The 23,664-nt window shown below is 50.4% G+C and carries 24 protein-coding genes and 1 tRNA gene; 4 read left to right on the top strand and 21 right to left on the bottom strand.

What is annotated here, in order from left to right; translation table 11 throughout:
- Positions 1–34 precede the first annotated feature (34 nt).
- The 7 genes from ftsH to fmt all read right to left on the bottom strand — a co-directional run bounded on the left by ftsH (position 35) and on the right by fmt (position 6,589).
- Positions 35–1,909 carry an ATP-dependent zinc metalloprotease FtsH gene (gene ftsH / locus LHF31_RS10785; protein ID WP_298003126.1) on the bottom strand — a complete coding sequence of 625 codons (1,875 nt, stop codon included), beginning with the start codon at positions 1,907–1,909 and terminating at the stop codon, positions 35–37.
- Between the two features lie 122 nt (positions 1,910–2,031).
- A complete protein-coding gene (locus LHF31_RS10780; RefSeq protein WP_298003123.1) occupies positions 2,032–3,228 on the bottom strand; it encodes a DinB family protein in 1,197 nt (398 codons plus the stop codon).
- A gap of 3 nt (positions 3,229–3,231) precedes the next feature.
- A complete protein-coding gene (locus LHF31_RS10775; RefSeq protein ID WP_298003120.1) occupies positions 3,232–3,561 on the bottom strand; it encodes a hypothetical protein in 330 nt (109 codons plus the stop codon).
- A gap of 72 nt (positions 3,562–3,633) precedes the next feature.
- Positions 3,634–4,191, bottom strand: coding sequence for an elongation factor P (gene efp / locus LHF31_RS10770; protein ID WP_013560482.1), 558 nt, complete (start codon positions 4,189–4,191; stop codon positions 3,634–3,636).
- Between the two features lie 290 nt (positions 4,192–4,481).
- Positions 4,482–4,568 (bottom strand) — tRNA-Leu (locus tag LHF31_RS10765).
- A 45-nt stretch (positions 4,569–4,613) separates the two neighbouring features.
- On the bottom strand, positions 4,614–5,669 hold the full coding sequence (locus LHF31_RS10760) for a ketopantoate reductase family protein (RefSeq protein ID WP_298003115.1): 1,056 nt from the start codon (positions 5,667–5,669) through the stop codon (positions 4,614–4,616).
- A 2-nt stretch (positions 5,670–5,671) separates the two neighbouring features.
- Positions 5,672–6,589 (bottom strand): methionyl-tRNA formyltransferase, encoded by a 918-nt coding sequence (gene fmt / locus LHF31_RS10755; RefSeq protein WP_333656950.1) that lies wholly within the window; start codon positions 6,587–6,589, stop codon positions 5,672–5,674.
- A gap of 133 nt (positions 6,590–6,722) precedes the next feature.
- Between fmt and LHF31_RS10750 the strand changes: the two genes are divergently transcribed.
- Positions 6,723–7,055: a DUF4870 domain-containing protein gene (locus tag LHF31_RS10750; RefSeq protein WP_298003112.1), complete on the top strand. Its 333-nt coding sequence runs from the start codon at positions 6,723–6,725 to the stop codon at positions 7,053–7,055.
- 56 nt (positions 7,056–7,111) lie between these two features.
- Here the strand turns inward: LHF31_RS10750 and LHF31_RS10745 are convergent, their stop codons facing one another.
- On the bottom strand, positions 7,112–8,164 hold the full coding sequence (locus LHF31_RS10745; protein WP_298003110.1) for a hypothetical protein: 1,053 nt from the start codon (positions 8,162–8,164) through the stop codon (positions 7,112–7,114).
- Positions 8,165–8,198: 34 nt separating this feature from the next.
- Positions 8,199–8,873, bottom strand: a complete 675-nt coding sequence (locus LHF31_RS10740; protein ID WP_303774215.1) for a M48 family metallopeptidase — start codon at positions 8,871–8,873, stop codon at positions 8,199–8,201.
- Between the two features lie 15 nt (positions 8,874–8,888).
- Between LHF31_RS10740 and LHF31_RS10735 the strand changes: the two genes are divergently transcribed.
- Positions 8,889–9,248, top strand: coding sequence for a hypothetical protein (locus tag LHF31_RS10735; RefSeq protein ID WP_298003108.1), 360 nt, complete (start codon positions 8,889–8,891; stop codon positions 9,246–9,248).
- 1 nt (position 9,249) lies between these two features.
- Positions 9,250–9,504, top strand: coding sequence for a glutaredoxin domain-containing protein (locus LHF31_RS10730; protein ID WP_298003105.1), 255 nt, complete (start codon positions 9,250–9,252; stop codon positions 9,502–9,504).
- A 7-nt stretch (positions 9,505–9,511) separates the two neighbouring features.
- Here LHF31_RS10730 and LHF31_RS10725 read toward each other — a convergent pair whose 3' ends face one another.
- The 4 genes from LHF31_RS10725 to mutS form a co-directional block, all read right to left on the bottom strand.
- Entirely contained in the window at positions 9,512–9,742 is a 231-nt protein-coding gene (locus LHF31_RS10725) for a hypothetical protein (protein WP_298003102.1), read from the bottom strand.
- Positions 9,743–9,748: 6 nt separating this feature from the next.
- The gene (locus LHF31_RS10720; protein ID WP_298003100.1) at positions 9,749–10,597 is read right to left on the bottom strand and encodes a DegV family protein; all 849 of its coding nucleotides are present in this window, start codon (positions 10,595–10,597) and stop codon (positions 9,749–9,751) included.
- A gap of 1 nt (position 10,598) precedes the next feature.
- Positions 10,599–11,210, bottom strand: a complete 612-nt coding sequence (locus LHF31_RS10715; protein WP_303774214.1) for an RNA polymerase sigma factor — start codon at positions 11,208–11,210, stop codon at positions 10,599–10,601.
- Between the two features lie 199 nt (positions 11,211–11,409).
- On the bottom strand, positions 11,410–13,986 hold the full coding sequence (gene mutS, locus LHF31_RS10710) for a DNA mismatch repair protein MutS (RefSeq protein WP_298003096.1): 2,577 nt from the start codon (positions 13,984–13,986) through the stop codon (positions 11,410–11,412).
- 123 nt (positions 13,987–14,109) lie between these two features.
- On the opposite strand from mutS, the gene LHF31_RS10705 reads away from it, so the two are divergent.
- Positions 14,110–15,222: an ABC transporter ATP-binding protein gene (locus LHF31_RS10705; protein WP_298003093.1), complete on the top strand. Its 1,113-nt coding sequence runs from the start codon at positions 14,110–14,112 to the stop codon at positions 15,220–15,222.
- Positions 15,223–15,272: 50 nt separating this feature from the next.
- Here LHF31_RS10705 and LHF31_RS10700 read toward each other — a convergent pair whose 3' ends face one another.
- The 8 genes from LHF31_RS10700 to LHF31_RS10665 all read right to left on the bottom strand — a co-directional run bounded on the left by LHF31_RS10700 (position 15,273) and on the right by LHF31_RS10665 (position 23,631).
- Entirely contained in the window at positions 15,273–15,941 is a 669-nt protein-coding gene (locus LHF31_RS10700; protein WP_298003090.1) for a TIGR01906 family membrane protein, read from the bottom strand.
- Positions 15,938–17,494 carry a spermidine synthase gene (locus LHF31_RS10695; RefSeq protein WP_298003087.1) on the bottom strand — a complete coding sequence of 519 codons (1,557 nt, stop codon included), beginning with the start codon at positions 17,492–17,494 and terminating at the stop codon, positions 15,938–15,940. Before LHF31_RS10695 ends, LHF31_RS10700 begins: the two co-directional genes overlap by 4 nt.
- Before the next feature lie 88 nt (positions 17,495–17,582).
- The gene (gene raiA, locus LHF31_RS10690) at positions 17,583–18,152 is read right to left on the bottom strand and encodes a ribosome-associated translation inhibitor RaiA (RefSeq protein WP_298003085.1); all 570 of its coding nucleotides are present in this window, start codon (positions 18,150–18,152) and stop codon (positions 17,583–17,585) included.
- Between the two features lie 23 nt (positions 18,153–18,175).
- The gene (locus tag LHF31_RS10685) at positions 18,176–18,931 is read right to left on the bottom strand and encodes a ComF family protein (protein WP_298003082.1); all 756 of its coding nucleotides are present in this window, start codon (positions 18,929–18,931) and stop codon (positions 18,176–18,178) included.
- A 22-nt stretch (positions 18,932–18,953) separates the two neighbouring features.
- Positions 18,954–19,913, bottom strand: a complete 960-nt coding sequence (locus LHF31_RS10680) for a type II secretion system F family protein (protein ID WP_298003080.1) — start codon at positions 19,911–19,913, stop codon at positions 18,954–18,956.
- Positions 19,914–19,932: 19 nt separating this feature from the next.
- Positions 19,933–20,904, bottom strand: a complete 972-nt coding sequence (locus tag LHF31_RS10675; protein ID WP_298003077.1) for a type II secretion system F family protein — start codon at positions 20,902–20,904, stop codon at positions 19,933–19,935.
- A gap of 39 nt (positions 20,905–20,943) precedes the next feature.
- Entirely contained in the window at positions 20,944–22,359 is a 1,416-nt protein-coding gene (locus tag LHF31_RS10670) for a CpaF family protein (protein ID WP_303774213.1), read from the bottom strand.
- Between the two features lie 30 nt (positions 22,360–22,389).
- Positions 22,390–23,631, bottom strand: a complete 1,242-nt coding sequence (locus LHF31_RS10665; RefSeq protein WP_298003865.1) for a response regulator — start codon at positions 23,629–23,631, stop codon at positions 22,390–22,392.
- Positions 23,632–23,664: the final 33 nt, after the last annotated feature.

Raw genomic sequence — 23,664 nt, 5'->3', positions numbered from 1 at the left:
CTGTTTATTCTTGGACAGCCCGGTTTTGTTTTTATCAGTTGTTGTTATTGTTTGAGCCGGCGATGGTCGGGATGGGATTGCGTTTTCGCACCGGCGGAGGGAAGATTTTCTCAAATTCTTCCCGTGAGAGGGTTTCGACCTCAAGCAGGCGTTGGGCAACCGCATCCAGCTTGTCGCGATGTTCCATGAGAATGGCTTTGGCTTTGGTGTAGGCTTCGTTCACCAGCCGGCGGACCTCGCGATCAATTTGCTCGGCGATGGCTTCGGAGTAATCGCGTTGTTCAGCAATCTCCCTGCCCAGGAAGATCAACTCTTCTTTTTGCCCGTAGACCATTGGACCCAGCGCATCGCTCATACCCAGACGGGTGACCATGGTCCGGGCTAATTGGGTCACGCGCTCAATGTCGTTCGAGGCTCCAGAAGTGATGTCGTCAAAAACCAGTTCTTCTGCGGCACGACCGCCCAGCAAACCAATCATATCGGCGAGAATCTTCTTGCGCGGCAGGAGCATGCGGTCTTCTTCTGGCAACGAGAGGGTGTAGCCGCCTGCCATTCCGCGGGCAATGATGGACACTTTCTGTACCGGATCGGCTTCGGGAAGAGCATTCATCACCACGGCATGTCCCGCTTCGTGATACGCCACGATGCGCTTTTCCTCTTCGCTGATGAGGCGGCTCTTGCGCTCTGGACCGGCAATCACCCGTTCAATGGCTTCCTCGAACTCTTCGCGCCCAATCGCCTTCTTATTGCGTCTTGCAGCGAGAATAGCGGCTTCGTTGACCAGGTTTTCCAGATCAGCGCCCACAAACCCCGGTGTGGACCGCGCGATCACACTCAAATCCACATCCGGTGCAAGCGGTTTCCCTTTGACATGCACTTTCAGGATGGCTTCCCGTCCGCGCATATCCGGGCGATCCAGCACTACCCGCCGGTCAAAACGTCCGGGCCGGAGCAGGGCCGGGTCAAGGATGTCGGGACGGTTTGTAGCCGCCATGATGATGATATTGGTATCCGTATCAAATCCGTCCATCTCGACCAGCAACTGGTTGAGCGTTTGCTCGCGTTCGTCATGGCTTCCCCCTAAACCAGCGCCGCGGTGCCGCCCAACGGCGTCAATTTCATCCACAAACACGATGCAGGGGGAATGGCGGCGCGCCTGATCAAAAAGGTCTCTTACGCGCGAAGCGCCCACACCCACGAACATTTCCACGAATTCAGAACCTGAAATGGAGAAGAAAGGCACGCCTGCTTCACCCGATACGGCTTTGGCGATGAGTGTTTTACCCGTTCCCGGAGGTCCTACCAGCAAAACCCCTTTCGGGATGCGTGCGCCCAGTTGAATGAACTTCTGGGGTTCGCGCAGAAACTCCACCACCTCTTTTAACTCTTCTTTGGCTTCATCCACACCTGCCACATCGTCAAAGGTCACGGTTGGATGATCCCCCGTGAACATGCGGGCTCTGGATTTCCCGAAGGACATTGCGGCATTATTGCTCCCCTGTGCTTGTCGGAAGATAAAGAAGAACACCCCGCCAAGGAACAGGAATGGCAGAACATATCCCAGAACAGTCAACACATTTACCCATGCGCTGGGCGGGCGGATTTCAATCTTAACTTTGGTGGGGGAGAGTTGCTCGGGAGTTACTCCCAGATCGCGCAATTGTTGTACCAGGGTAGCGTTGGGTTCGATGTTCGAATCGCGCTGAGTGCCGTCCTGATAAATCACTTTGAGGCGGTATTCGTTTTCCACCAGGCGGGCAACTTTACCTGCCTGAATGTCAGCGGCTACCTGGTTAATGGTGAGTACATCCTGTGTGCTGCCCTGCTGATTGAATTGGTACAGCAGAATGATGATAATTGCCATGAACAGCAGTACATAGATGAGATAGGACTGATTTCTTGAATTCACAGATACCTCCAATAGAGCATCTTTTCTAGATGCTTGAATTGATTATACCAATGACCATGCACCTAATCAATTTGAATTGCAGAGTTGTCTAAAAATCTTATCTATTTCTTATACAAAAATGCTTATTTCTCGAGCGTCTTGAGGGCTTGTTGAATGTGATCACGATCGTGGGCTACCATAAAGGTTACCAGTTCACGAAGGGTGGTCGGTCCAAAGATGGCATGACGGGCGGGACGCTCCCAGGACTCGGGGGGAAGCGTTTCTAGCAGGTTTAGAATTTCCATGCGCGTCTGAATGAATCCCTCTAGCGCTTCCACCGGTTCTTCCTGGTCGCAATACTGCCTTGTAGATGACCATTCATCAGCGTTGACGGCTGGCAGGAAGGGATTTTCTTCTTTCAAAATTTTCCAAAAACGGGGCAAATTGACTTCCCGATCACTGTCCCGTAAATGACAGATGATTTCGGTAAAACACCATTCTGCTGAAGATGGCTTTTGATTCCAGCGTGCGAGGGGCACTGTTCTGCGCTGAGTATCCAGAAAGGCAAGGGTGGCTCGCAGAGACGCTATCAACCCGGAGGAAGAAAGGGGTTGTTGCTGTGTGGTATGAACTCCAATCTGATTCAGGAAAGAATACATCTCTGAGAAACCACCCCATGCGGATGGTGTGGTATTGCCATCGTCGGGTGCTTTCTCGCTCAGCCAGAATGTGGAAATCCCCATTTGACTGGCAGGCTGAATGTCTTCAGTCATGCTGTTCCCCACCATGACGACCGTTTCATCTTTCCAGCCAATCCGGGCAAGGATTTCCGCATAATATGCCGGGTTGGGTTTGGCAAAGTGGAAGGTTTCGTACGAGGTTATCAGGTCAAAAGGTATTTCTTTTGGAGGGAGTCCTGCCCATTCCAGGCGCTGTTCGATGGCGGTAAGCGGAAAAATGGGATTGGTAGCAACCACCACCTTCCAGCCCTTCTTTAATGCCTGCTCAATCAAAGCGATGGCTTCGGGCTTGGATCTGGTGAGGGGTTTGAGTGAGGGGAAAATATCCTGATAGAACGAATGGATAGCCGGTTTTAATGCTTCTTTGCTGACTCCAACTGCAGGATAAAAGGCTTCATCGAAAACATCTTCCAGCGTGCGGAGAGGATTTTGATTGGCGATCATCGCATCGGTAGCGCGCAACAGTTCTTGAATGAGCACTTCGGGTTTGAGATGGTTGGCGAGATGTCGGGAAAGGGCTTTCAGATAGGCGGGCAGGAACCTTTCAATGGAGTTTTCTAAAAGGGTATCGTCCAGATCCATCAGAAGAATGAGTCCCATTGTTTACTCCTTTTGAATGAATGGGGGAAACGGGTGACATTGCCCACAGCCAATATGAGGTTCTTTGACCACCGTTTGGGTTTTCTCGCAGTATGCCTCAATCTGGATTCTTCGAATCAGTCCAAAAAGATGCGATTGAACGTTTGCCTGCAGTTGCATGTGAGGACAGGCATTTGCCAGCACAATCTCTGGCACCGGGCAGGTTTTGCACAAATCGGGACTCCAGTGGTGGGGGGAGGGTTTATTTCCAATCAAGCGGCACTCTTCCTGCTTGCGCCCCCGAAAGTAATTTCCATAAAAATAAGGGCATTCCTTTCCAGCCGGAGTTTTCATTTCACCAATTCCTTTTAGGAAAAACCCTGCCCGGTAGAGGCAGGGTTTCAACCGCTTCAGGGATAGAGAAGATTATACCCGGGTCACGTAGGTGCCTGTGCGGGTATCCACTCGGATGGTATCGCCTTCATTGACGAAAATCGGGGTTTCAATTTCCGCACCGGTTTCCACACGCACCTTTTTTGTGACCCCGGTGGCAGTATCGCCGCGCACTGCCGGTTCGGCATACACCACTTTAAGATCTACGGTGGTGGGCAATTCAATGTCCAGGGGTTGTCCCTGATACAGAGTCAACTTGACTTCCATATTCTCTTTCAGGAAGCCAGCATATTCCTCAACCAGTTCTTTGCTCACCGGCACCTGATCGAAGGTTTCCACATCCATAAAATAGAAGAAGTTTTCATCACTGTACAGGTACTGCACGGTGTGATAGTCCAGGCGAATATCCTGCACGCGGTCGCCAGATGTGAAAGTCTTTTCAATGGTAGCGCCGGTCTTCAAATTGCGGGCTTTAATTCGGATAACCGCATTGCCGCGCCCGGGTTTGTGGTGGCTGTATTCCAGCACCCGCATGAGCTGACCATCCAGTTCAAAAATAACACCTTTTCTCAGATCGTTGACGTCAATCATAATAACCTTGCCCTTCTTAGAGTTAACCAGCGGAATTATAGCAAACGCCGGGGGGAATCGCAAGAACTGGAGAGCCTTTTTTCCATTTTTGTCAACCTTTTTCGGTGGAATCTGGCTTTATTGACGGATTCCCTCTTTAGAAAAGGGGCTTTCTCAACAAGGTTTGTATGGATTCTTATCAATGATTCCTGGTGTTGTTTATTTTGGGAAGAGGATATTGAGTCTCATTGGAAATTGATGTTAAGCACGTGTGCCTGATAAAAAACAGCGCTCGTTCGAGCGCTGTTTTCTGGTGGGGCGAGTGGGAGTCGAACCCACAAGGTGTTGCCACCGGTGGATTTTAAGTCCACTGCGTCTGCCGGTTCCGCCATCGCCCCGGTTAAGAATAATTGTACCGCAACTGAAAGGTGCGTCAAGTTTTTTCAGGAATGAAACCCACATGCTTTCAATAATGCGGCAGGATTATGCCGGAAATCTTCCCAGCGAATATTCCCTCTGGTGATTTCCATGAGCAAATGGGTCAGGGTCTGGTTGATGGGAGTAGGCACGCCTGCCTGTTGACCAAAACGCACCACAGCACCGTTAAGGAATTCCACCTCCGATTTTCCCCTACCGCTCTTCAGGTCAATTTGGAAAGAAGGCATTTTCCCGCCGCGTCCTTTTCCCAGGGCTTGTTGCCATAAAGGCTGACTGAGCCAGATAGGCAGGGAGGAAAGAAAAATCAATCCTTTGACAGGAGTTCCCGGCAGGTTTACCACAGGAATCTTCATGGCACGCATGACCGATACTGCTTCCCGAAGCATGGCAACTTCCAATCGAGTCAGATGGGGGTCAGCGTAAATTTCTGCCGGAGTCATATCCAGAATGGCAGAAGTGGCATTGCCCATAAGATTGGTCAGCATTTTAGACCATTTCATGGCACGGCCATTGGTGTATAACCGCGCACGCAATCCAGCCGCATCCATGACGCCCGCCAGGGTAGGAGCGAGAGGATGCTCATCAGCAATACCGACCCCGCGCAGACGTTCCACCACGATAACCCCGGGTTCCGGTTTTCCCACCGCTGTGGTCACCGTCCCTGAAATCACCCGATCAGTGCCAAAAACGCAGGCAAGGAACATTTCGTTTTCCACCCCATTTTGAAGCGATAAAACGGGTGGCAAAGCCACTGCATACGGCGATAAAGTCTCCAGTAGAGATTGCGTGTCATACGATTTGACCGCAAGTATCCCCAGATCATAGGGTCCAGCCGTAATTGTTTCTTCAAGCGAACTGACGACTTGCAGAGGGAAAATGGAAAACGTGCCTTGCGGGGTTTGAAGTACCAATCCCCGGGATTTCAACGCTTCCGCCTGTTCAGGACGTTCAAGAAAAGTGACCGAATGGCCGGCGAGGATTAGACTTCCTCCAATGTATCCACCAATGGCGCCGGCGCCAAAACACAGAAACTTGAGTTTGGGCGTATGGGGCTTTGCCATGTTTACGTTTCGCTCCAGGTGCGTGCGCCGCGCAGAAAATCTTTGCCATCCATAGCGCGTTTTCCGGCAGGCTGGACTTCCAGTAATACCAGCCAACCATCGGATGCGCCAATGGCAGGGTATCCCTCAATGATCCGCCGCTGTCCTGAAATGGAGTGAGGATCCTTCACTGCCCGTGCACGGTGAATTTTCAGCATTTGTCCGTTCCAGAACGTATAAGCGCTGGGCCAGGGATAATAGGCTCTCACCCGGTTAACCAGTTGATGGACGCTTTCTTCAAAATTCAGGTTACCCTCTTCCTTCTTCAGCATTTTGGCATAGGTTGCCCCTTCTTCCGGCTGAGGACGGGGTTGAAGACGACCCTCCAGATAATCCGGTAAAACCTCCATGAGTAAATCGGCGCCTTCCTGTGCAAGACGTTCGGAGAGGCTTCCGGCAGTGTCATCTGGCAGGATAGGTGCAGTACGTTGTGCAAGGATAGGACCGGTATCTATGCCGGCATCCATCTTCATAATGGTTACACCGGTGACTGAATCACCATGTAGAATTGCCGCTTGAATCGGGGATGCTCCCCGCCATCGAGGGAGCAATGAGGCGTGCACATTTATGCATCCGTATGAAGGAAGGTCCAGTACCTCCTGACGCAGAATTTGCCCAAACGCCGCCACGACGATCAGATCTGGATTCCATGATCGAAGTTTTTCCATTGCTTCAGGAGTGCGTAATTTATCAGGCTGGAAGACCTCAAGTCCAAGTTGTTGCGCTAAAACCTTGACGGGAGGCGGCGTAAGGATATTCCCCCGTCCGGCTGGACGATCGGGTTGTGTAACAACGCCAACCACGGGATAGCGCTCTGCCAGTGCTTTCAGGGTTGGCAAAGCAAACTCTGGGGAACCCATAAAGACTGTTTTGGGTATCATCGTTTGCAAATTGTATCATAACCGTAAAAAGGGGGAACGTAAAAAATTATCCTGAATTTTGTTTGACGGGTGAGAAAATGGTTGTACAATGAGAAATAGTTTAGTCCACATACTCAATTTTTTGGAGGACCCTATGAGCGATCAATTTGAACCCATGACGGATGTCACCAGCGACGATAAACTCTGGACTTTGCTGGCATACATTTTCACCCCGATTATCCCGATTGTCATTTTGTTGCTGGAAGACAAGAAAAATCGTCCTTTCATTAAGCGTCACAATATGCAGGCATTGATTCTGGGGGTTGTGGAGTGGGTGATTAATTTCCTGCTCAGTTTTGTTGTGATTGGCTGTGTGACCAGTGTGCTCACGTTGATTCTCAATATCTATCTGGGTATTAAAGCCAATCGCGGAGAAACTTTTGATATTCCTGTGATCTCAAACTTTGTCCGCCAGCAGGGTTGGTGATTCTGCCCTGAGGTTGAAAGACTTTTTCCAGGCAGTGGGAGTAACCCACTGCTTTTTTATGCCGGGAGAACTTCCGTTCCCTGCTGGGTATCCCTCACCACAAACCCCTTTTCCAGAATCATTTTTCTCAACCGGTCAGATTTCTCCCAGTCCTTTTCACGGCGGGCTTTTTCTCGTTCTGCAACCAGTTGCATAATTTCCGGTGGAATATCATGGACTGAGGTTTGTCCCTCGGTCTGGTGAAAAGAAAGGGCTTGAGTCCAGATTTCTGGAGAAATGTGCCTGGGGGGATAATCCGGTAACCGGACCGGTCCGAGGATTTCTAAAGAAAATGTTTCTCCAGACTGAAATGTTCGTTCTTCATGATTCTGGACAAAGTGCACCTCACCGCGTCCCATAACCAGTCCTTCTCGAGAGTTCAGATCCATGATCAGACTGGTGTGTTCGTCAATGCCAAGAATCGGGGTTTGAGGGGGAAGGTGCTCAAGAAGGATGTCAAAGCGGGGTTTTCCAATGAAGCACCGGCTTGTGTCCACGTCATTTCCCCCTTGATTGTTGTTCCAGTGGGGAATGATGACAAGGTTGAGTCCAAAGGGTTCAAAAAATCCCAGTCCGGGTTTCCAGTGAGGTTCTTCTCCCACTTTAAAAATTTCATATACGGGCAATGCAAGGGAACCCAGTGCGATGGTGGCTGCGCTGGCAACCACCAGAGCCACTCCCAGAAGATGCCTTGCACGGATCCACTCCCACGCCAGGCTGTTTTCCAGTTGCCGCACCGCATAGGTTGGACTTCCGGGACCAAAGAAAATCATATCAGCACTCACTAGGGGCTGAATGATGTCTGGATTGTCCGGACTGAATACTGTTCCCCGCTTACGGGCAGGAATCACTTGAATGTGAGGGTGATAATTTTGTAAACGTTGGGCAAGATAATCGGCTATTCTACCGGCTACCTGAGCGGAGTTAAGTTCAAAGCCGGCAGGGGTTTCGAGAATGGCGATATTGGGGGATTCCCTTAAGGTTTTAAGCAGATACTCAAAGGTTTTTCCCCCCGTTGCGCTGGTTTCGCCAGAGCCAATAAGGACAATTTTTCCCGGTTTCAATTCCACGCTTTTATCTTACCCTAAAAATTCAGGAATGGATTTATATCACCAGCAAATGTCCAAAGTTTCTTAACCACCTCCGCGCTTTTTTGTAATCCGGGTATTCCGTAGAGACAAGGTTCCAGAATTCTTTCGAGTGATTTGGATGGACAAAATGGGCTAATTCGTGGACGATGACGCTGTCAATAATATCCGGCGGTGCCATGATCAACCGCCAGGACAACCGGATGACCCCTCGGCTACTGCAAGATCCCCAGCGGGACCTGGCGTTACTCAATTTGATCTGATAGGTTTGATGGGTAAATTTCTTCTCGAATGCTCTGGCGCGTTCCGTGAAATAGGCGAGCGCTTTCTCCTGATACCAGGAAAGAAACCATTTTCTGGCTTGTTCTGGATCCGTTTTGCGCAACCAGAACCCATCTTCATTCCAAAAAAGAGGCTGAGAAGTCTGATGGGTGAGGTGCAAAGGGTACTCTTTTCCCAGATAAAGAAAGGTTTCCCCTTCGCTGAATTTGTGTTGCGGAACCTGCTTTTTCTGGGTTTGAAATTTCTGGACTTTTTCCTCAATCCAGTTGTGATATTGGGCAAGAATTTCGGGAATCTTGGCTTTGGGATATGTCAACGGCAGGCGCAAAATGACCTGTCCATCAGGGGTAATTTGAATGGCAATTGTTTTACGCCTTGATCGTACAATCTGGACGGATTCCATTCCCATATTATAATGAAATTTATGAGCGGGTTTTCCTCAAAAACACGTCAGTACATCGCCCGGGAACTGGAAATGGCTCTGATATCTCGTCAGCAGGGGAATGAAGGCAGAGCGCGGGTATGTGCCCGGCGGGCGGCTGGTGCAGCGGCAAAGGAATTCCTCATTCGTAAAGGGATCGTTTCGTATCATTTGAATGCCTGGGATGCTTTGAATTTCCTGGCTCAACAGGATTTTCCAGTGGAGATTCAACCTTCCTTGCGCATCCTGACCATGCGTGTGGATGAAAATTTCAGCCTTCCTGTTGAGGCTGATGTGATTCAGGAAGCCCAAAAGTTGTGTGAAATTCTGGAAGCATTCCTTGGAAAGGGAGAGGATGACTGACATGACCGATGAAATTATTGTGTATGGAACTTCATGGTGTGGGGATAGCCGCCGGGCACGGCGGATTTTTGATGAGTATCACATCCCATATCGCTGGGTGGACATTGATGAGGACATGGAAGGAAGAACATTTGTAGAATCCGTCAATAACGGGTTCCGGAGTGTCCCAACAATTGTTTTCCCGGATGGCAGTATTCTCGTGGAACCGCGATCGACAGAGTTAAAGCGCAAACTGGGTATCGAGCCCGAAGGTTAATCCGGGTTTACCCTCTACCTCGCTGGAAGAACCACATCAGGATCAGCCCTGCTGCCAATCCAATGCTCAACAGCGCGGCTCCTCGCCAGCGGGTTGGTTGAACCTCCAGAATGACCCTATCGGGGGTGATGAGACGTTCATTCAATTCCCCGATGAATGCCGGGTCTGGCTGGATGGGCCGCAGGGTATCCTGTAATTTTCGTTCAATTTCGAGAATGCTTTCCGCGGTGGATGTCATAGCGAATCACTCCTCAGTCGCAGGGTATGCCACAATTCCAACCGTACCAGGTCCGAGATGCGAAGCCACTGGAATGGATAAATCCGTAATGATGGCTTCTTTGACATTTAACATTTGCATAATACTTTCCTTTAACTGTTGTGCAGTAGGAAGATCCGCGGCGTGGACAATGGCAACATTAACCGGCGTGTTACCCATGCGAGTTCTGACCTCGTTTAAGATGTGCTCCAGTGCCCGATGTCGGGTGCGGATTCGCTCAGCCATCTCCAGCAAGCCCTCTTTCAAGATAATGACCGGTTTTACATTGAGCAGAGACGCCAGAGCGCTTTGCAGGGCGTTGATTCGTCCGCTCAGTTTGGCAAACTCCAGGTTATCCAGAGTAAAAATCACCACCAGGTTGTTGCGGATATGTTCCATTCTCTTCAGAATGTCCTGGATGGAATACCCCGCCCGTTCCATCAGTCTTGCCTCGCGGCACATGAATCCCACTGCTGCTGAGCCGGCATTGGAGTCAAACACAAAAATCCGGAACTCATTTTTCAATTCATCGGCAGCAGCGCGGATTGTGTTATACGTTCCCGAGAGTTTGCTGGACAAGTGCAGTGAGAGAATTGTATCTCCCTGTTGGGCAATCTGACGGTAAAATTCGACCACTTCTCCCGGCGATGGCAAAGATGTTTTCGGAAAAATGCGGGTCTCGCGGATTAGCCGGTAGAAATCTTCAAACGAAAATCCTTTCCCCGGGGTAATCAATTTTTCCCCTACGCTGATTCGCAGTGGGATCACATTAATCCCATACTCTTCTACCCATGAGGCGGGCATATCGGTTGCGCCGTCTGTCACAATTCTTAACATTTTACTCCTCCGTTTTTTCTATCTCATTGCGCAACGCCAGCAGGGTGCGATGGTACAGGCTCTTAATGGCTCCTTCACTCCGCATCATAATTACGGCAATCTCTGCGTTGGATAATCCCTCCACAAATTTCAGGATTAACAACTGCTGACGTTCCGCCGGTAATTTTCTAATCACTTTCATTAATCGTTCCAGTTCTTGATGATTCATGACCGCATGTTCGGGCGGTTCGCCATGATGCACCAATCGGGGTTGATCTTCGATGGGCACTTCTCGATGACGATTGCTGTCGCGGTGCCAGTTGGCGACCAGGTTGTGCGCGATACGATACAGCCATGCTGAAAAGGGGATCCCTCGATTATCATAGCGCTGAATGTGGTTGAGCGCCCGATGAAAAACTCGGGAAGTGAGATCTTCGGCTTCAAAAGGATTTCCTGTGCGATAGTAAATGTAGTTGTAAATCCGATTCACATAACGCTGGTAAAGTACACTGAAAGCCTCTGTATCCCCTCTTGCGGCAAGCGCAATCACTTCATCCTCATTCATGGACTCCAAAGAGGAGAGATACTTTTCATCACCATTATTAACCCCAACAGGAGGCATTGGTTCCGGCATTTTACCTCAACGGGAGAAGGATGATCGGTTTGGTGGGAGGAAATACAGTCCCCAAGGTCCAGGCGTTGGGGAAACCAATTGGAATCTCATTGCAGGCGTTCATGTGGTAGTCAATGGCTTCGAAATGGATAATCCAAAAGGTTAACCCTGAAAGAGGTAAACCGATACGCTTCTCTATAATGCATTATAAATTTTTCTCTCATTCATGGGAATCAGTAAAACGTTTTTTCCACTCATATAGTTTGTTGATGGCTTCAATGGGGGTGAGGCTGTTGACATCCAGCGCTCTGAGTTCCTCCAGTAAGGGGTTGGTTTCCGGAAACAGCGCCATTTGCTGAGGAGTCACCGGGTCAAGGCGCACCGCCTTACCGGTAGATTGTTCCAGTTCCCGCAGAATCTCGTTGGCACGCTGGATGAGAGGTCTGGGAAGCCCGGCAAGTTGCGCCACATGAATGCCGTAAGAACGATCTGCGCCGCCGGGGGTGATTTTATGCAAGAAAACAACTTTTCCGTCGGCTTCGCTTACAGCCACGTTGTAATTACGCACACCCGGTAAAATTTCCGCCAGTTGCGTTAACTCGTGGTAGTGAGTGGCGAAAATTGTGCGCGCTCGTAAATCGGGATTGTTATGGATGTACTCTACCACTGCCCAGGCAATGGAAACGCCATCGTAAGTGCTGGTGCCGCGTCCAATTTCATCTAATATCAGCAGACTTCGTCTGGTAGCATGATGGAGAATATTTGCCATTTCAATCATCTCCACCATAAAGGTGGATTGCCCGGCGTGAATTTCATCCTGTGCGCCAATTCGGGTGAAGATGCGGTCTACCACACCAATGCGGGCAGTGGATGCCGGTACAAAACTGCCAATTTGCGCCATCAGAACAATCAACGCAGTCTGACGCAGGAACGTGCTTTTTCCGCTCATGTTTGGCCCGGTGATGATGCGGATGATTTCTCCGGGTTCAAAAATGGCATCGTTGGGTACAAAGCGTTCTCCGCCGCTCAGGTAACGCTCCACCACCGGGTGACGTCCGTCGTGGATTTCCAGAACATCTTCTTCCACCACCTCAGGACGGACATACTGATTGAGCGCTGCGGCTTCGCTCAGGGAGAGAAGGGCATCGGTTTCGGCTAAAACCCGTGCCGTCTGGAGGAGGGCGTTCCCCTGCTGGTGAATCTGCTCGCAAATTTCCCGGAAGAGCCGTGTTTCCAGTTCGCGAATGCGTTCCTCGGCATTCAGAACCAGCGATTCATATTCTTTCATTTCCGGGGTGATGAAACGTTCTCCGTTGACGAGAGTTTGTTTGCGAATGTATTCCGGTGGAACCGCATGGGCATTTCCCCGGCTTACCTCAATGTAGTAGCCAAACACTTTGTTGTACCCGACTTTGAGTGTCTTGATGCCCGTGCGCTCTCTTTCGACTTTCTCCAGGTTGGCGATCCACTCGCGGGCATGGCGGGAGGCTTCTATGACATGATCCAGTTCTGCCGAGTAGCCAGGTCGAATCACACCTGTATTCTGTAAAGTTGCGGGTGGATCATCGGTGATGGCTCGCACCAGAAGATCGAGAATATCCGGGAAGGTCGCAATACCTGTTGCCAGTGACTGGAGTGCTGGATGATCTGTGGAAAGAATCTTCAGCAGGTGCGGCAAGATTCGCAGGGTTGCTCGCAGAGCAACAAGGTCTCTTGGGGTAGCATGTCCGGCAATAATGCGGTTTACCAACCGCTCTACATCAGCCAGACTGCGCATTGTGGCACGCAGTTCAGCCCGCAAGAGTCCATTTTGAACAAAGGCTTCTACTTTATCCTGGCGTTGCCGGATGGCTTTCAGGTCCAGCAATGGCTTGCTCACCCATTGCCTCAACAGGCGTTTTCCCATGGGGGTTACTGTGTAATCCAGCACCGAAAGCAAACTGCCTTCAACCTGCCCGTTTCGAAGGGTTTCCGTCAGTTCCAGGTTGCGCCGGGTGGCTACATCCAGCACCATGAATTCGCTCAGAGAATAAGTGGAAAGTCGGGTCAGCAGGTTGAGCGCAGAGGGCTGGGTTTCCCGCAGGTATTGTAACAGCGCCCCTGCCGCACGGATGGCTCTGGGCATTCCTCTCAATCCAAATCCATCCAGCGAGGCTACCTGAAAGTGGGTCAGCAGGGCATCCTGACACCTTCCAGGTTCAAAATGCCAGGTCGCCCATCTGGTAAGGTGTCCCGGAAATCCATTGCCAGGATCAAGATTTTCGGGCACCAGAATTTCCGCCGGATTCAGGCGGATTAACTCCGCTCGCAGGGTAGAAAGAATATCAGATCCGGAAATTTCTGTCACCGCATATTCACCAGTGCTGATATCCACATAGGCAATGCCGGCATGGTTTTCTTCCACGACAATCGAGACCAGATAATTATTGCGATCGCCCTTCAACAGGGTTGGCTCAATGAGCGTGCCGGGAGTGACCACGCGAACAACTTCACGAGGGAACAATCCTTTGACCGGCTGATCGCCTACCTGTTCGCAAATCGCAACATGATATCCTTTTTCGATCAGGCGCGCCAGGTAATTTTCCACAGCGTGGTATGGAATTCCCGCCATGGGTACGCGCACACCGCGCGCCACTGGACGGGAGGTCAGCACAATGTCTAATTCTTTGGAGGCAATCTCTGCATCCTGATCAAAGGTTTCATAAAAATCTCCCAGGCGGAAGAAGAGGATGGTTTGAGGATACTTGCGTTTGATTTCCAGGTATTGCTGTCGGATGGGGGTAACGTCTTCGCTCATTGTTCCTAATTGTATTCAACTTTTGAGGTTTTTCCAGAAAATTCTCCTTGATTTTTTTACCCCTTTTTCAAAAACTGTTCTATAATAACCTCACTATATGAATCCCGAAAGGAGGAACATCTTGTGGCTAGTGTAACCTTTGATCATGTAACCAAGAAATTTGGAGATGTGGTCGCATTGAATGATCTCAACATTAAAGTTGAAGATCGGGAGTTTCTGGTGCTGGTTGGTCCGTCCGGGTGCGGTAAGACCACCGCGTTGCGTTGTCTGGCAGGGCTTGAAGAGGTCACCTCAGGGCGCATTTTGATTGGCGATCAGGTGGTCAATGACATTCCCCCAAAAGACCGCGATATTGCCATGGTCTTCCAGTCCTATGCGCTTTACCCGCACATGACGGTGTTTGATAACATGGCATTTGGTTTGAAATTGCGCAAATTCCCGAAAGACGAGATCAAACGTCGAGTGGAAGAAGCCGCTCAAATTCTTGGGATTGAGACGCTTTTGAAACGCAAACCCCGGGAACTGTCGGGCGGTCAGCGACAGCGTGTGGCGGTTGGTCGGGCCATCGTTCGAGAGCCAAAGGTGTTCCTCTTCGACGAACCCCTTTCGAACTTGGATGCGAAACTGCGTGTGCAAACCCGCGCGGAAATCAGTAAACTGCATCAGCGCTTACAGACGACCTTCATCTACGTGACCCATGATCAGGTAGAAGCCATGACCATGGCAACCCGCATTGCGGTCATGAATAAGGGCATTCTCCAGCAACTGGATACCCCGCAAAACCTGTACGATAAACCTGCCAACCTCTTCGTAGCCGGTTTTATTGGCTCACCGGCGATGAACTTCTTCTCTGCGCGCTTACGCAAGGAGCAGGGCGAGTTAATCATCGACACAGGCGATTTTGCCGTCAAAATTCCGGCAGAAAAGCGGGATCTATATGCGCCCTATGTGGATCGTCAGGTAATTTTTGGTATTCGCCCTGAAGATATCCACAACCCCACTTTTGCCCCTCCAGGTATTCATGCCGCACCGGTGGAAAGCAAGGTGGATGTGATTGAATTGATGGGCAATGAAATTTTCCTCTACATGGTCAGCGGTAAAAACAATTATGTTGCCCGTGTAGATCCTCGCACGCGCTTTAAGATCGGAGATACCGTTCAACTGGTCTTCAACATGGATAATTTCCATCTGTTCAACCCGGCAGCGGACTCCGAAAATCCACCCGCTATTCGGTGATCAGATAAGGTATAAAAAAAGGGCTGTCCATGAGCGACAGCCCTTTTTTTTTACGGCGTGTTTTCGGGAATACGTCTCTCAATCCAGATGAGAAGCACTGAAACCAGTAAGGCAAACACACCAACCCAAATGAACGCATCCCGCCAGAAGGGCAGGGGAAAGAGGCGGATAAGGGAGTCTGAGTAGAGAAACAGCCAGGAATTGCCCTCAAAGAAAACTTGATGAAAAGCCGTGAAGAGGGCATTAAAATTGAGCGCAACGCTGACCAGAATCAGGACAATCAGCGCAATCGTGCCTCTTCCACCCCATGAAAAAGCCTCAAACAGATCTTTAAGCCATCTCCGGCGCCATGCCCACGCCAGTAAAATCACATAAATCCCGGATAAGATGGTCCATACTGTAATCATCTGCTGGACGAGGATTTTTACATCCAGCATATGTTGCAGTTCCCGATCGTTGTACAACGGGGTTTGAGCATCCAGTTTCTGGCTGGCAAGGAAGGACAGATCAGCATCATTGAGCAGGTACTCTATGGAAATTTTGGACCATTTCAAACGATCTTCCAGCGTGAATCCGTATGGATCCGGGGGAAAATACGGCATGCGGTACTCAATTTCAGGATAGAGTGGCGTTAAAAGCAATCGAATTGCGGTCATCAGGAGAAAAAACGGAATGCTGATTGCAATGATCGTTTTGCCTGCATTTTTCCAGAATTTCATTGAAGAACCTCCATACCCCCCTCAAAAAAGAAACGGATGATCATTTCGTTGGTTATCCATTCTACCGGGGCGTGATCATCAGTGAACACCATACCGCTGATAGGTGCCGGACGGATATTCTCAAGCATGACCTGTAGAGGATATAAGATTAATGGGGAAGGGTTTTCCCTTTGTAGGAGAGCGATCCAGTTGGTTTCCAGGTTGGCAAGCGTGGTGGGTTGCACCGTGGCGTAAATGAGCGAATTGAAGGTCTGGGGCAGATCCATCACATACACGCTGGGAAAAACTGAGGCAAGTGTGGTACATAACCCTTCAATCAATCGGGTGTCGTCAGGCACATGACCTACATTCATCACGACTACACCGTCCTCGGTGAGATGGTCACGAACAATCTGAAAAAACTCCTGAGTGGTCAGGTGCCAGGGAATATAGGGAGGGCGGTAAGCATCCAGGCTGATAATCTGATATCGAGAAGGGCTGTGGCTCAATCCCCAGCGCCCGTCCTGAATATAGACGGTTAATCCGGGTTGTTCCATGTCAAAATATCGCTTCCCTGCTTCCACAATTTTGGGATCCAGTTCAAAGCCATCAATTTGGATCCCGGGATAGGCTTTCACAGCCTGGCGTGCGGTTGTTCCGGCGGCTAAACCAATAATTGCCATGCTGTTGATGGATTCAGGTTCAACAATGGGGGTATTCAGATAAGGGGCAACCAGCACCTGTTCCCAGGGTCCTGCGTACAAGAGTTCGGTGGGATGATACATGGAATGAATGCCCTGTCCTTCATTCAATCGCAGGTAACGGTATCCATTCTGTTCCACCACCTGAATGTAGTTGTATGAAGATTCAGTCTCATAAATCAGCCCGGATGTGGGCTTGTCAAACCCTCTCACACCCAGAATACCCAGGAGGACCAGGATAATCGGCATCCAGACATAAACAAGAGCGCGTCTTAAACCGTAAAGTCGGAGATAAAGCAGGAGGGCTACAACAATCAGCAACCCGCTGATGATGATAAATGTGCGGTATGTCCCGAAAGCAGGGATCAGGAACAATCCCGGCAAAAACGTGCCAATAAAGGATCCCAATGTGGAGATGGCATAGATTTTTCCAGAAACCTGACCTGCTCTGGTAGTCTCTTCGATAGCGAGACGGATGGCAAATGGGGAAGCAGTGCCCAGTAATGTGATGGGAATGACAAACAGAACCATCACTACAACAAAAGCACCAATTAACATTCCCATCTGATATGCATCGAAGGCGCGGCTGGCAATTTGCAGTAGCGGGCGCGATACCAGTGGAATCAGTCCAATGGAGAACCCACCCCACAGTAAAATTTGAAGAAAGGTGTCTGGATGGGGAGAACGATCAGCCCAGCGCCCGCCCAGAAAGTATCCTAAGGTCAAGTAGATAAGGATTAAACCGATGATTGTGGCGTAAATGAGGTTGCTGTTGCCAAAATGGTTTTCCAGCAAACGCGCTGCCGCCAGTTCTGCTGAGAGGGTGGTTAAACCGGAAAAGAAAACAGCGAGGTAAAGTTGTGAAGAGCGCATATAGAAATTATATCTTACTCAGTCATTACAATGATAAAGGGGCGCTATCAGCGCCCCTATGTTCCTTCCAGAGAGAATCTTTACCACATTAACCGAGTCGCGTTTCAATCAACCCGTATGTACCATCCCGCCGTTGGTAGAGGACGTTAACAGAATTCGTGTTGATGTTGTAAAAGACGAAGAAATTCTCATGTCCAAGAGCCTTCATTTGCTCCAGGGCTTCCATTTCATCCATCGGCACCAGGGTGAAGGTCTTCCGTCGGGTGATTAACGGCGGGGTCTCTTCTTCTACCGTTTCCATTTCCATAGCCTCTTCCTTAACACCAGATGCCGGTGTACCGTCGCCGCGTCCGCGAACCCGTTTCCCTTTATATCGTTCCATTTTACGCTGCAGATTGTCCAGGGCGGTATCAAAAGCGGTCAGGATATCATCGGAGCGTTCTTGCGTGCGCAGGATATAACCTCGTCCCCGAATGGTGATCTGGGCTACCTGGCGGTCGGCAGGGTTGCGCATGGATTTCTGAAACTCGAGGTCAACGCGGGTTTCCTCAATATCGCTGAGATAGCGATCCAGTTTGGAGGCTTTCTTGGTGATGTAGTCGGCAATGTGAGGGGTCAGTTCAAGATTTTTGGGGTAGATTTCGACCTTGAGTGTCATATGGTCCTCCTTAGAGAAAAGATTTAGGATATTGCGCGAGCCAGCGGATCGCGCGAAATCGCTCTGGCAAGGGTGAGCCCAAATACTTGCTTCACTCCTTGCTCCCGAAGTGCCAGAGCGCAGGATTGCAATGTTGAGCCAGTGGTGATGACATCATCTATAACAAGTATAGATGAGAATTGGCTTGCCCGGGCTGTTGCCACGAAAGCATCGCGAATATTTTCCTGGCGTTCTTGCCTTCCCAGCCCAATTTGAGAGGGGCTCTCTTTGATCCGTTTGAGTAGAGAACGCTTATAGGGAATGCCCGTAATGAGTGCCAGAGGAACTGCCAGCATTTCTGCCTGATTGTAACCTCGTTCTTTCATGCGGGTGGAACTGACCGGAACACTGGTAATCACTTCAATGTTCCAGTGTTCATGAGAGAGCGTTTTTACCAGTGCTTTGGCTAAAATTTCCGCTAATCCAAGGTCTTTTTCAAATTTCAGGCGGTGAATGGCTTCGCGAATGGTTCCTTCGTAGACATAACAGGAGCGCACGCCGTCCAGTGGCAAAGGCTCATGTTGGCATTCCGGGCAAAGCCCGGCACGCTCAATAGGTCTTCCGCATTGTTCACAGAGAGGAGGAGCCAGGAAGGGCACTTTCTCCTGACAGGCCTGACACCAGCGTTCTCCCAGTGTCCCGCAGTCGATACAGTATGGCGGAAACAACCAGTCAACCGCGGTCCAGCCAAGGTGGTAGAGAAAACCAGCCGGGTGCATCTTGCTACCCGACACAATCATGGGCTTCTCCTTTTCCAGCCCTCTATCTAAACATCCCGGCAAGGGCAGAGTTCATCAACCGCAGTGCGGCGGGGGTCATCAGCACAATCATCAAAGAAGGAAAGATGAGCAGAGCCATCGGAATGAGCATCTTCACCGGCGCTTTGTGGGCTTCCTCTTCGGCAGCCTGGCGGCGTTTCACCCGCATTTGATCGGATTGAATGCGTAAGACTTTTGCCATGCTCACACCCAGTTGTTCACTCTGGATGACTGCCGCCACGAAACTGGTCATTTCAGGAATGCCAATACGGTCTGCCATGTCTCTCAAGGCGTCCCGACGGGTTTTTCCTAACTGGATTTCCTGGATGACCCGTGCAAATGCCAGGGAAAGTTCGGATTCCCACTTCTCTGCCACCTTTGCCATGGCGGCATCAAACCCCAGACCGGCTTCCACACAAATGGTGAGCAGGTCCAGTGCATCTGGCATAGATTTGCGAATCTCTTTTTGCCTGCGCCCAATGCGCGAAGTCAGCCAGATTTGCGGGAAGAAGAAACCCAACAGGGTACCACCGAGGACAACCAGGAATTTTTGTCCAAAGGGCCAGTTAGATTGTCCAAAGTACATGGCAAGGAAGAGAACGGCTCCAAAGAAACCACCCGCAATGAATTGAAGTGCCAGGAACACGGTTGCATCCAGTTTTCCCGGATTGCCTGCCAGTTCCAGTTTACGATTGATGTCTTGCATGGCATTTTGCGGGGTGAAGCGGATTGCCAGTTCTCCCAATTTTCTTGCTGTCGGGTAGATAACCCGTTCGGTGAAGGGCAGAGAGAGTTCGATTTTTTCCAGGTCAACCTGCTCTCCACGCTGGTTAAACTCTTCCAGACGTTGTTGGAGCAGGCGGTCATCTGCGCTGGTTGGGTTTCGCAGACCGATGTAGACCAGTACCCCTGCGCCGATAACCACCAGCGCAACAACACCGATAATAATGGTGATCAGGTTCATAGGTCCTCTCCTCTTCCCGTTAGACTTCAATATCCCCGATTTTATTCATAACCACGTACCCGCTGATAATCAAAATCGCGGCACAAACCAGTGCAATGTAGCCACATGGGAGACTGGCGTTGTTTTCTGGTTTGAAAAATTCCATCATGTAAGGACGGTTCAGCAGATACAGAATGCCCATTACGAAGATTGGCATCATCGCCAGGAAACGCCCAGAGTACATGACCTGGGTGGTCAAAACGCGGATTTCCCCTTTAATACGTACACGCTCCCGGATGGTAAAGGAGATTGTATCCAGAATCTCTGCCAGGTTACCACCAACTTCGCGTTGCACGTTAATGGCAGTGACTACCAGATCAAGGTCGTCACTGGGAATGCGCCGCAACAGGTTATCCAGTGCCTGTTGCATGGGAACGCCCAACTGCATCTCCTGAACAACCCGGCGAAATTCATCGCAAATGGGTGGAGGGAGTTCTTTGCTGACGGCTTCCAGTGCCTGCATGGTGGAATACCCTGCCCGCAACCCGTTAACCATCAGGTTGAGCATATCCGGCAGTTGTTCATTGAATTTCACCAGCCTTTTCGATTGTTGGCTTTTAACATAGAAGCGGGGCAGGAATAACCCGATTGCCGAACCGGCTAACCCGACCAGCATGTTTTTATCCCCAAGGAAATAGAAAACGAAGCCGACCAGGAAAGCGGAGATGATCATCAGGGCGATGTACTCGCCCGCTTTGAGTTTAATATCCGCACGGGCGAGTTCACGGGCAATATTTTCGCCAAAGGACGACCCGGCAACCTGTTTGTTTAACCATTCTGTCACAGGCGCCTGTGTCTGGCGTTCTTTAACCGGAGCAGGGGTCTCGATATACCGTCCCAGGCGTTCTTCAACCAGAGAACGCTCACTGGTGATCGAGACAACAATGCCCACAATTAACATGATCACTGCCACAGCGCCCCCGATGATCAAAATCATTGTGAACTGTTCCATACGGGTTCATCCTTTCCGAGGTTGTGCGTCCCCCTGAGGTTAGAATCTGCGGCGTTCGCCAATCCCAAAGATGGTGGCAGGCAGGTGAATGCCTGCGGCTTCGATCTTGTCCATGAATTTCGGGCGCAAACCGGTGGGACGCAGACGTCCAATAATCTTCCCATTTTCGTAACCGGCCTGTTCAAAGACGAACAAATCGGTTGTGGTGATGACGTCTCCTTCCATACCGGAGACTTCTGTGATATTGACAACTTTGCGCGAACCATCCCGCATACGTTCTTGATGAACAATCAGGTCAATGGCTGAAGAAACCTGCTCACGGATGGCGCGAACCGGTAGTTCCATACCAGCCATCATTGTCATGGTTTCCAGACGAGCCAGGGTGTCGCGTGGGCTGTTCGAGTGTGCGGTGGTCATGGAACCATCATGACCGGTGTTCATGGCTTGTAACATATCCAGGGCTTCGTCGCCGCGGCACTCGCCAACGATAATGCGGTCAGGGCGCATGCGCAGGGCATTGATGACCAGTTGACGGATGGTGATCTCACCCTTGCCTTCGATGTTTGGTGGGCGCGACTCTAGCGTGACCACGTGCTCCTGACGTAACTGCAATTCTGCCGCGTTTTCAATGGTGATGATGCGTTCATCCGATGGAATGAATCCCGAAAGGATGTTGAGCAGGGTGGTCTTTCCGGAGCCCGTGCCGCCGGATACCACGATGTTCAAACGCGCAATCACGCACGCCTTGAGAAATTCGATGGCTTCCGGGGTGATGGAGCCGAATTGAATTAATTGTTCCACGGTGATGGGCTTACGCGCAAACTTACGAATGGTCAGTACCGGACCCACCAGTGAGATGGGAGGAATGACCGCATTTACGCGCGAGCCGTCCATCAAGCGGGCGTCCACGTAAGGTTGAGACTCGTCAATTCTACGTCCCAGAGGAGCAACGATGCGTTCAATGATACGCATGACATGTTCGTTGTTCTCAAAAGTGACCGGGGCACGGTAAATGCGTCCGCCACGCTCAACGTACACGTTTTTGGGACCGTTGACCATAATTTCGGTAATGGTGTCGTCTTCAAGCAGGGATTGCAGAGGACCCAGTCCCAGAATTTCTGCCGCGATTTGCTCAAACATCCGCGCCCGTTCGGGTCGGGAGAGCACAATGTTCTCTTCGGTGAGGATTTGTTCGAATAATTCCTGGATGGTTCGGCGCATTTCGGGCACACGGGAAGGGTCTGCTGTTGGATCTAACCCCGCAAGCAATTTGCTCTGGACACGAGATTTCAGGTCCTGATAGGTATCCTGAGCCGATGGGATTCCCGGGGCTGGGATTCTCCGTGTGGCTTGCATATTTGGGGCTGTGGGCGGATTAATCCCGCTCCCGTTACTGGGAGGTTGCCCTCCCTGTTGGGGTGGATTATTGCCCTGAATTCTCTTTAAAATGGACATGGGCTTTCCCTCCTTTGAAAGTCACCACCATTATTTAGCAGAAAGTTCTGCTTCAGTTGCTTCGAGTTTGGCAATCTTTTCCTTTACCAGATCGCTTAAGGACTGGATGGATTTTGCAATGGCTTGTGCTTTGTTATCCAGCATAAACGGAATCCCCCGATTAACGGAGGCTGGAATAAATCGTTCATCGTAAGGAATGGCTGTGGCTACCGGTTGTCTCAGGCTTTCTCCCACCCGTTCCGGGGTAATATTGATTCGTTTGTCATAGCGATTCATGATGAACAGGATGCGGTCACGTTTCATCCCCACGGCATCTGCCAACCCGAGGAAAAGATTACAGTTTTTGATGGAGGGGATGTCTTGCGTGGTGACCAGCACGATAACATGTGCAATATCCAGCGCAGCCTGAACCACTTCTGTGAGAGAACTGGCTGTATCGATGACGATGTATGCGTAGAGGTTCTTCAAGTAATCAATCATCTTGGAGAATTGTTCTCCCGTGATTTTTGAGGCATGTTCTGGACGAGGGGGAGCAGCCAGAATGTCCAGCCCTGAAGAACGATGATTGACCATAACGCTCTGGACAATTTCGGGGTCAAGTTCTTCAGCGCGAGGTGCCAGGTCAAGGATTGTGTTTTTCCCTTGTTCGTTCAGGAATACGGCAACATCGCCAAACTCGAGGTTTGCATCTATCAATGCAACTCGAGTTTCTTCATCCGACTTCAATGCGATGGCAAGGTTGGTCGCAATGGTGGTGCATCCCGTGCCTCCTTTGGGGCTGTAAACGACAATCACTTTCCCGCGCGGCAATAAGGAAGGCATGGGCGCGCTGATTCCGGGTTCCACCGGCGCTACCGGGAAGCCGGGAGTAACCTTTTTGCGTTCCTCGTGGGCTAACACACCTGCTCGACGAATGGCATCCGTCAACTCGTCAATCATGGGGGGTTTGGTGAGGAAGTCGCGCGCCCCTGCCAGCATCGCACGGCGCATGTAAGATTGATCGCCTTGCACGGATAAAATCACCACCTGAATAAAGGGGAGTTTCCGCTTGATTTCCTGTGTAGCGGTAATCCCGTCCATGTCCGGCATGTTGATATCCATCACGATCACATCCGGCTTCAGTTGTTGTGCCTGTTCGATGGCTTCTCGGCCGGTTCTTGCCGCTCCGATTACTTCAATGTTGGCATCAAACTGAAGCATTCGACGGATGTTTTCCCGTGTTTCAGAGATGTCATCAACTATCAACACCCGGACTTTTTCCTGAGATGGCATAAAAACTCCTCTAACTTCTTAAACTCTCAGATA

The sequence above is a fragment of the Anaerolinea thermophila genome (assembly GCF_020723905.1).
GTDB classification, from domain to species: Bacteria; Chloroflexota; Anaerolineae; order Anaerolineales; family Anaerolineaceae; genus Anaerolinea; species Anaerolinea thermophila_A.
This window is presented reverse-complemented; position numbering and strand designations above follow the sequence as displayed.

What these genes read in the sequence shown, in the direction of transcription:
- fmt (WP_333656950.1), bottom strand. Translation starts at nt 6,589, where the DNA reads ATGATACCCAAAACAGTCTTTATGGGTTCCCCAGAGTTTGCTTTGCCA.
- LHF31_RS10730 (WP_298003105.1), top strand. Translation starts at nt 9,250, where the DNA reads ATGACCGATGAAATTATTGTGTATGGAACTTCATGGTGTGGGGATAGC.
- LHF31_RS10780 (WP_298003123.1), bottom strand. Translation starts at nt 3,228, where the DNA reads ATGGGACTCATTCTTCTGATGGATCTGGACGATACCCTTTTAGAAAAC.
- efp (WP_013560482.1), bottom strand. Translation starts at nt 4,191, where the DNA reads ATGATTGACGTCAACGATCTGAGAAAAGGTGTTATTTTTGAACTGGAT.
- LHF31_RS10775 (WP_298003120.1), bottom strand. Translation starts at nt 3,561, where the DNA reads ATGAAAACTCCGGCTGGAAAGGAATGCCCTTATTTTTATGGAAATTAC.
- LHF31_RS10685 (WP_298003082.1), bottom strand. Translation starts at nt 18,931, where the DNA reads ATGATTGTGTCGGGTAGCAAGATGCACCCGGCTGGTTTTCTCTACCAC.
- LHF31_RS10695 (WP_298003087.1), bottom strand. Translation starts at nt 17,494, where the DNA reads ATGCGCTCTTCACAACTTTACCTCGCTGTTTTCTTTTCCGGTTTAACC.
- LHF31_RS10680 (WP_298003080.1), bottom strand. Translation starts at nt 19,913, where the DNA reads ATGAACCTGATCACCATTATTATCGGTGTTGTTGCGCTGGTGGTTATC.
- LHF31_RS10675 (WP_298003077.1), bottom strand. Translation starts at nt 20,904, where the DNA reads ATGGAACAGTTCACAATGATTTTGATCATCGGGGGCGCTGTGGCAGTG.
- LHF31_RS10715 (WP_303774214.1), bottom strand. Translation starts at nt 11,210, where the DNA reads ATGCCGGAACCAATGCCTCCTGTTGGGGTTAATAATGGTGATGAAAAG.
- LHF31_RS10720 (WP_298003100.1), bottom strand. Translation starts at nt 10,597, where the DNA reads ATGTTAAGAATTGTGACAGACGGCGCAACCGATATGCCCGCCTCATGG.
- LHF31_RS10670 (WP_303774213.1), bottom strand. Translation starts at nt 22,359, where the DNA reads ATGTCCATTTTAAAGAGAATTCAGGGCAATAATCCACCCCAACAGGGA.
- LHF31_RS10750 (WP_298003112.1), top strand. Translation starts at nt 6,723, where the DNA reads ATGAGCGATCAATTTGAACCCATGACGGATGTCACCAGCGACGATAAA.
- LHF31_RS10740 (WP_303774215.1), bottom strand. Translation starts at nt 8,873, where the DNA reads ATGGGAATGGAATCCGTCCAGATTGTACGATCAAGGCGTAAAACAATT.
- LHF31_RS10700 (WP_298003090.1), bottom strand. Translation starts at nt 15,941, where the DNA reads ATGAAATTCTGGAAAAATGCAGGCAAAACGATCATTGCAATCAGCATT.
- LHF31_RS10760 (WP_298003115.1), bottom strand. Translation starts at nt 5,669, where the DNA reads ATGGCAAAGCCCCATACGCCCAAACTCAAGTTTCTGTGTTTTGGCGCC.
- LHF31_RS10665 (WP_298003865.1), bottom strand. Translation starts at nt 23,631, where the DNA reads ATGCCATCTCAGGAAAAAGTCCGGGTGTTGATAGTTGATGACATCTCT.
- LHF31_RS10735 (WP_298003108.1), top strand. Translation starts at nt 8,889, where the DNA reads ATGAGCGGGTTTTCCTCAAAAACACGTCAGTACATCGCCCGGGAACTG.
- LHF31_RS10725 (WP_298003102.1), bottom strand. Translation starts at nt 9,742, where the DNA reads ATGACATCCACCGCGGAAAGCATTCTCGAAATTGAACGAAAATTACAG.
- raiA (WP_298003085.1), bottom strand. Translation starts at nt 18,152, where the DNA reads ATGACACTCAAGGTCGAAATCTACCCCAAAAATCTTGAACTGACCCCT.
- mutS (WP_298003096.1), bottom strand. Translation starts at nt 13,986, where the DNA reads ATGAGCGAAGACGTTACCCCCATCCGACAGCAATACCTGGAAATCAAA.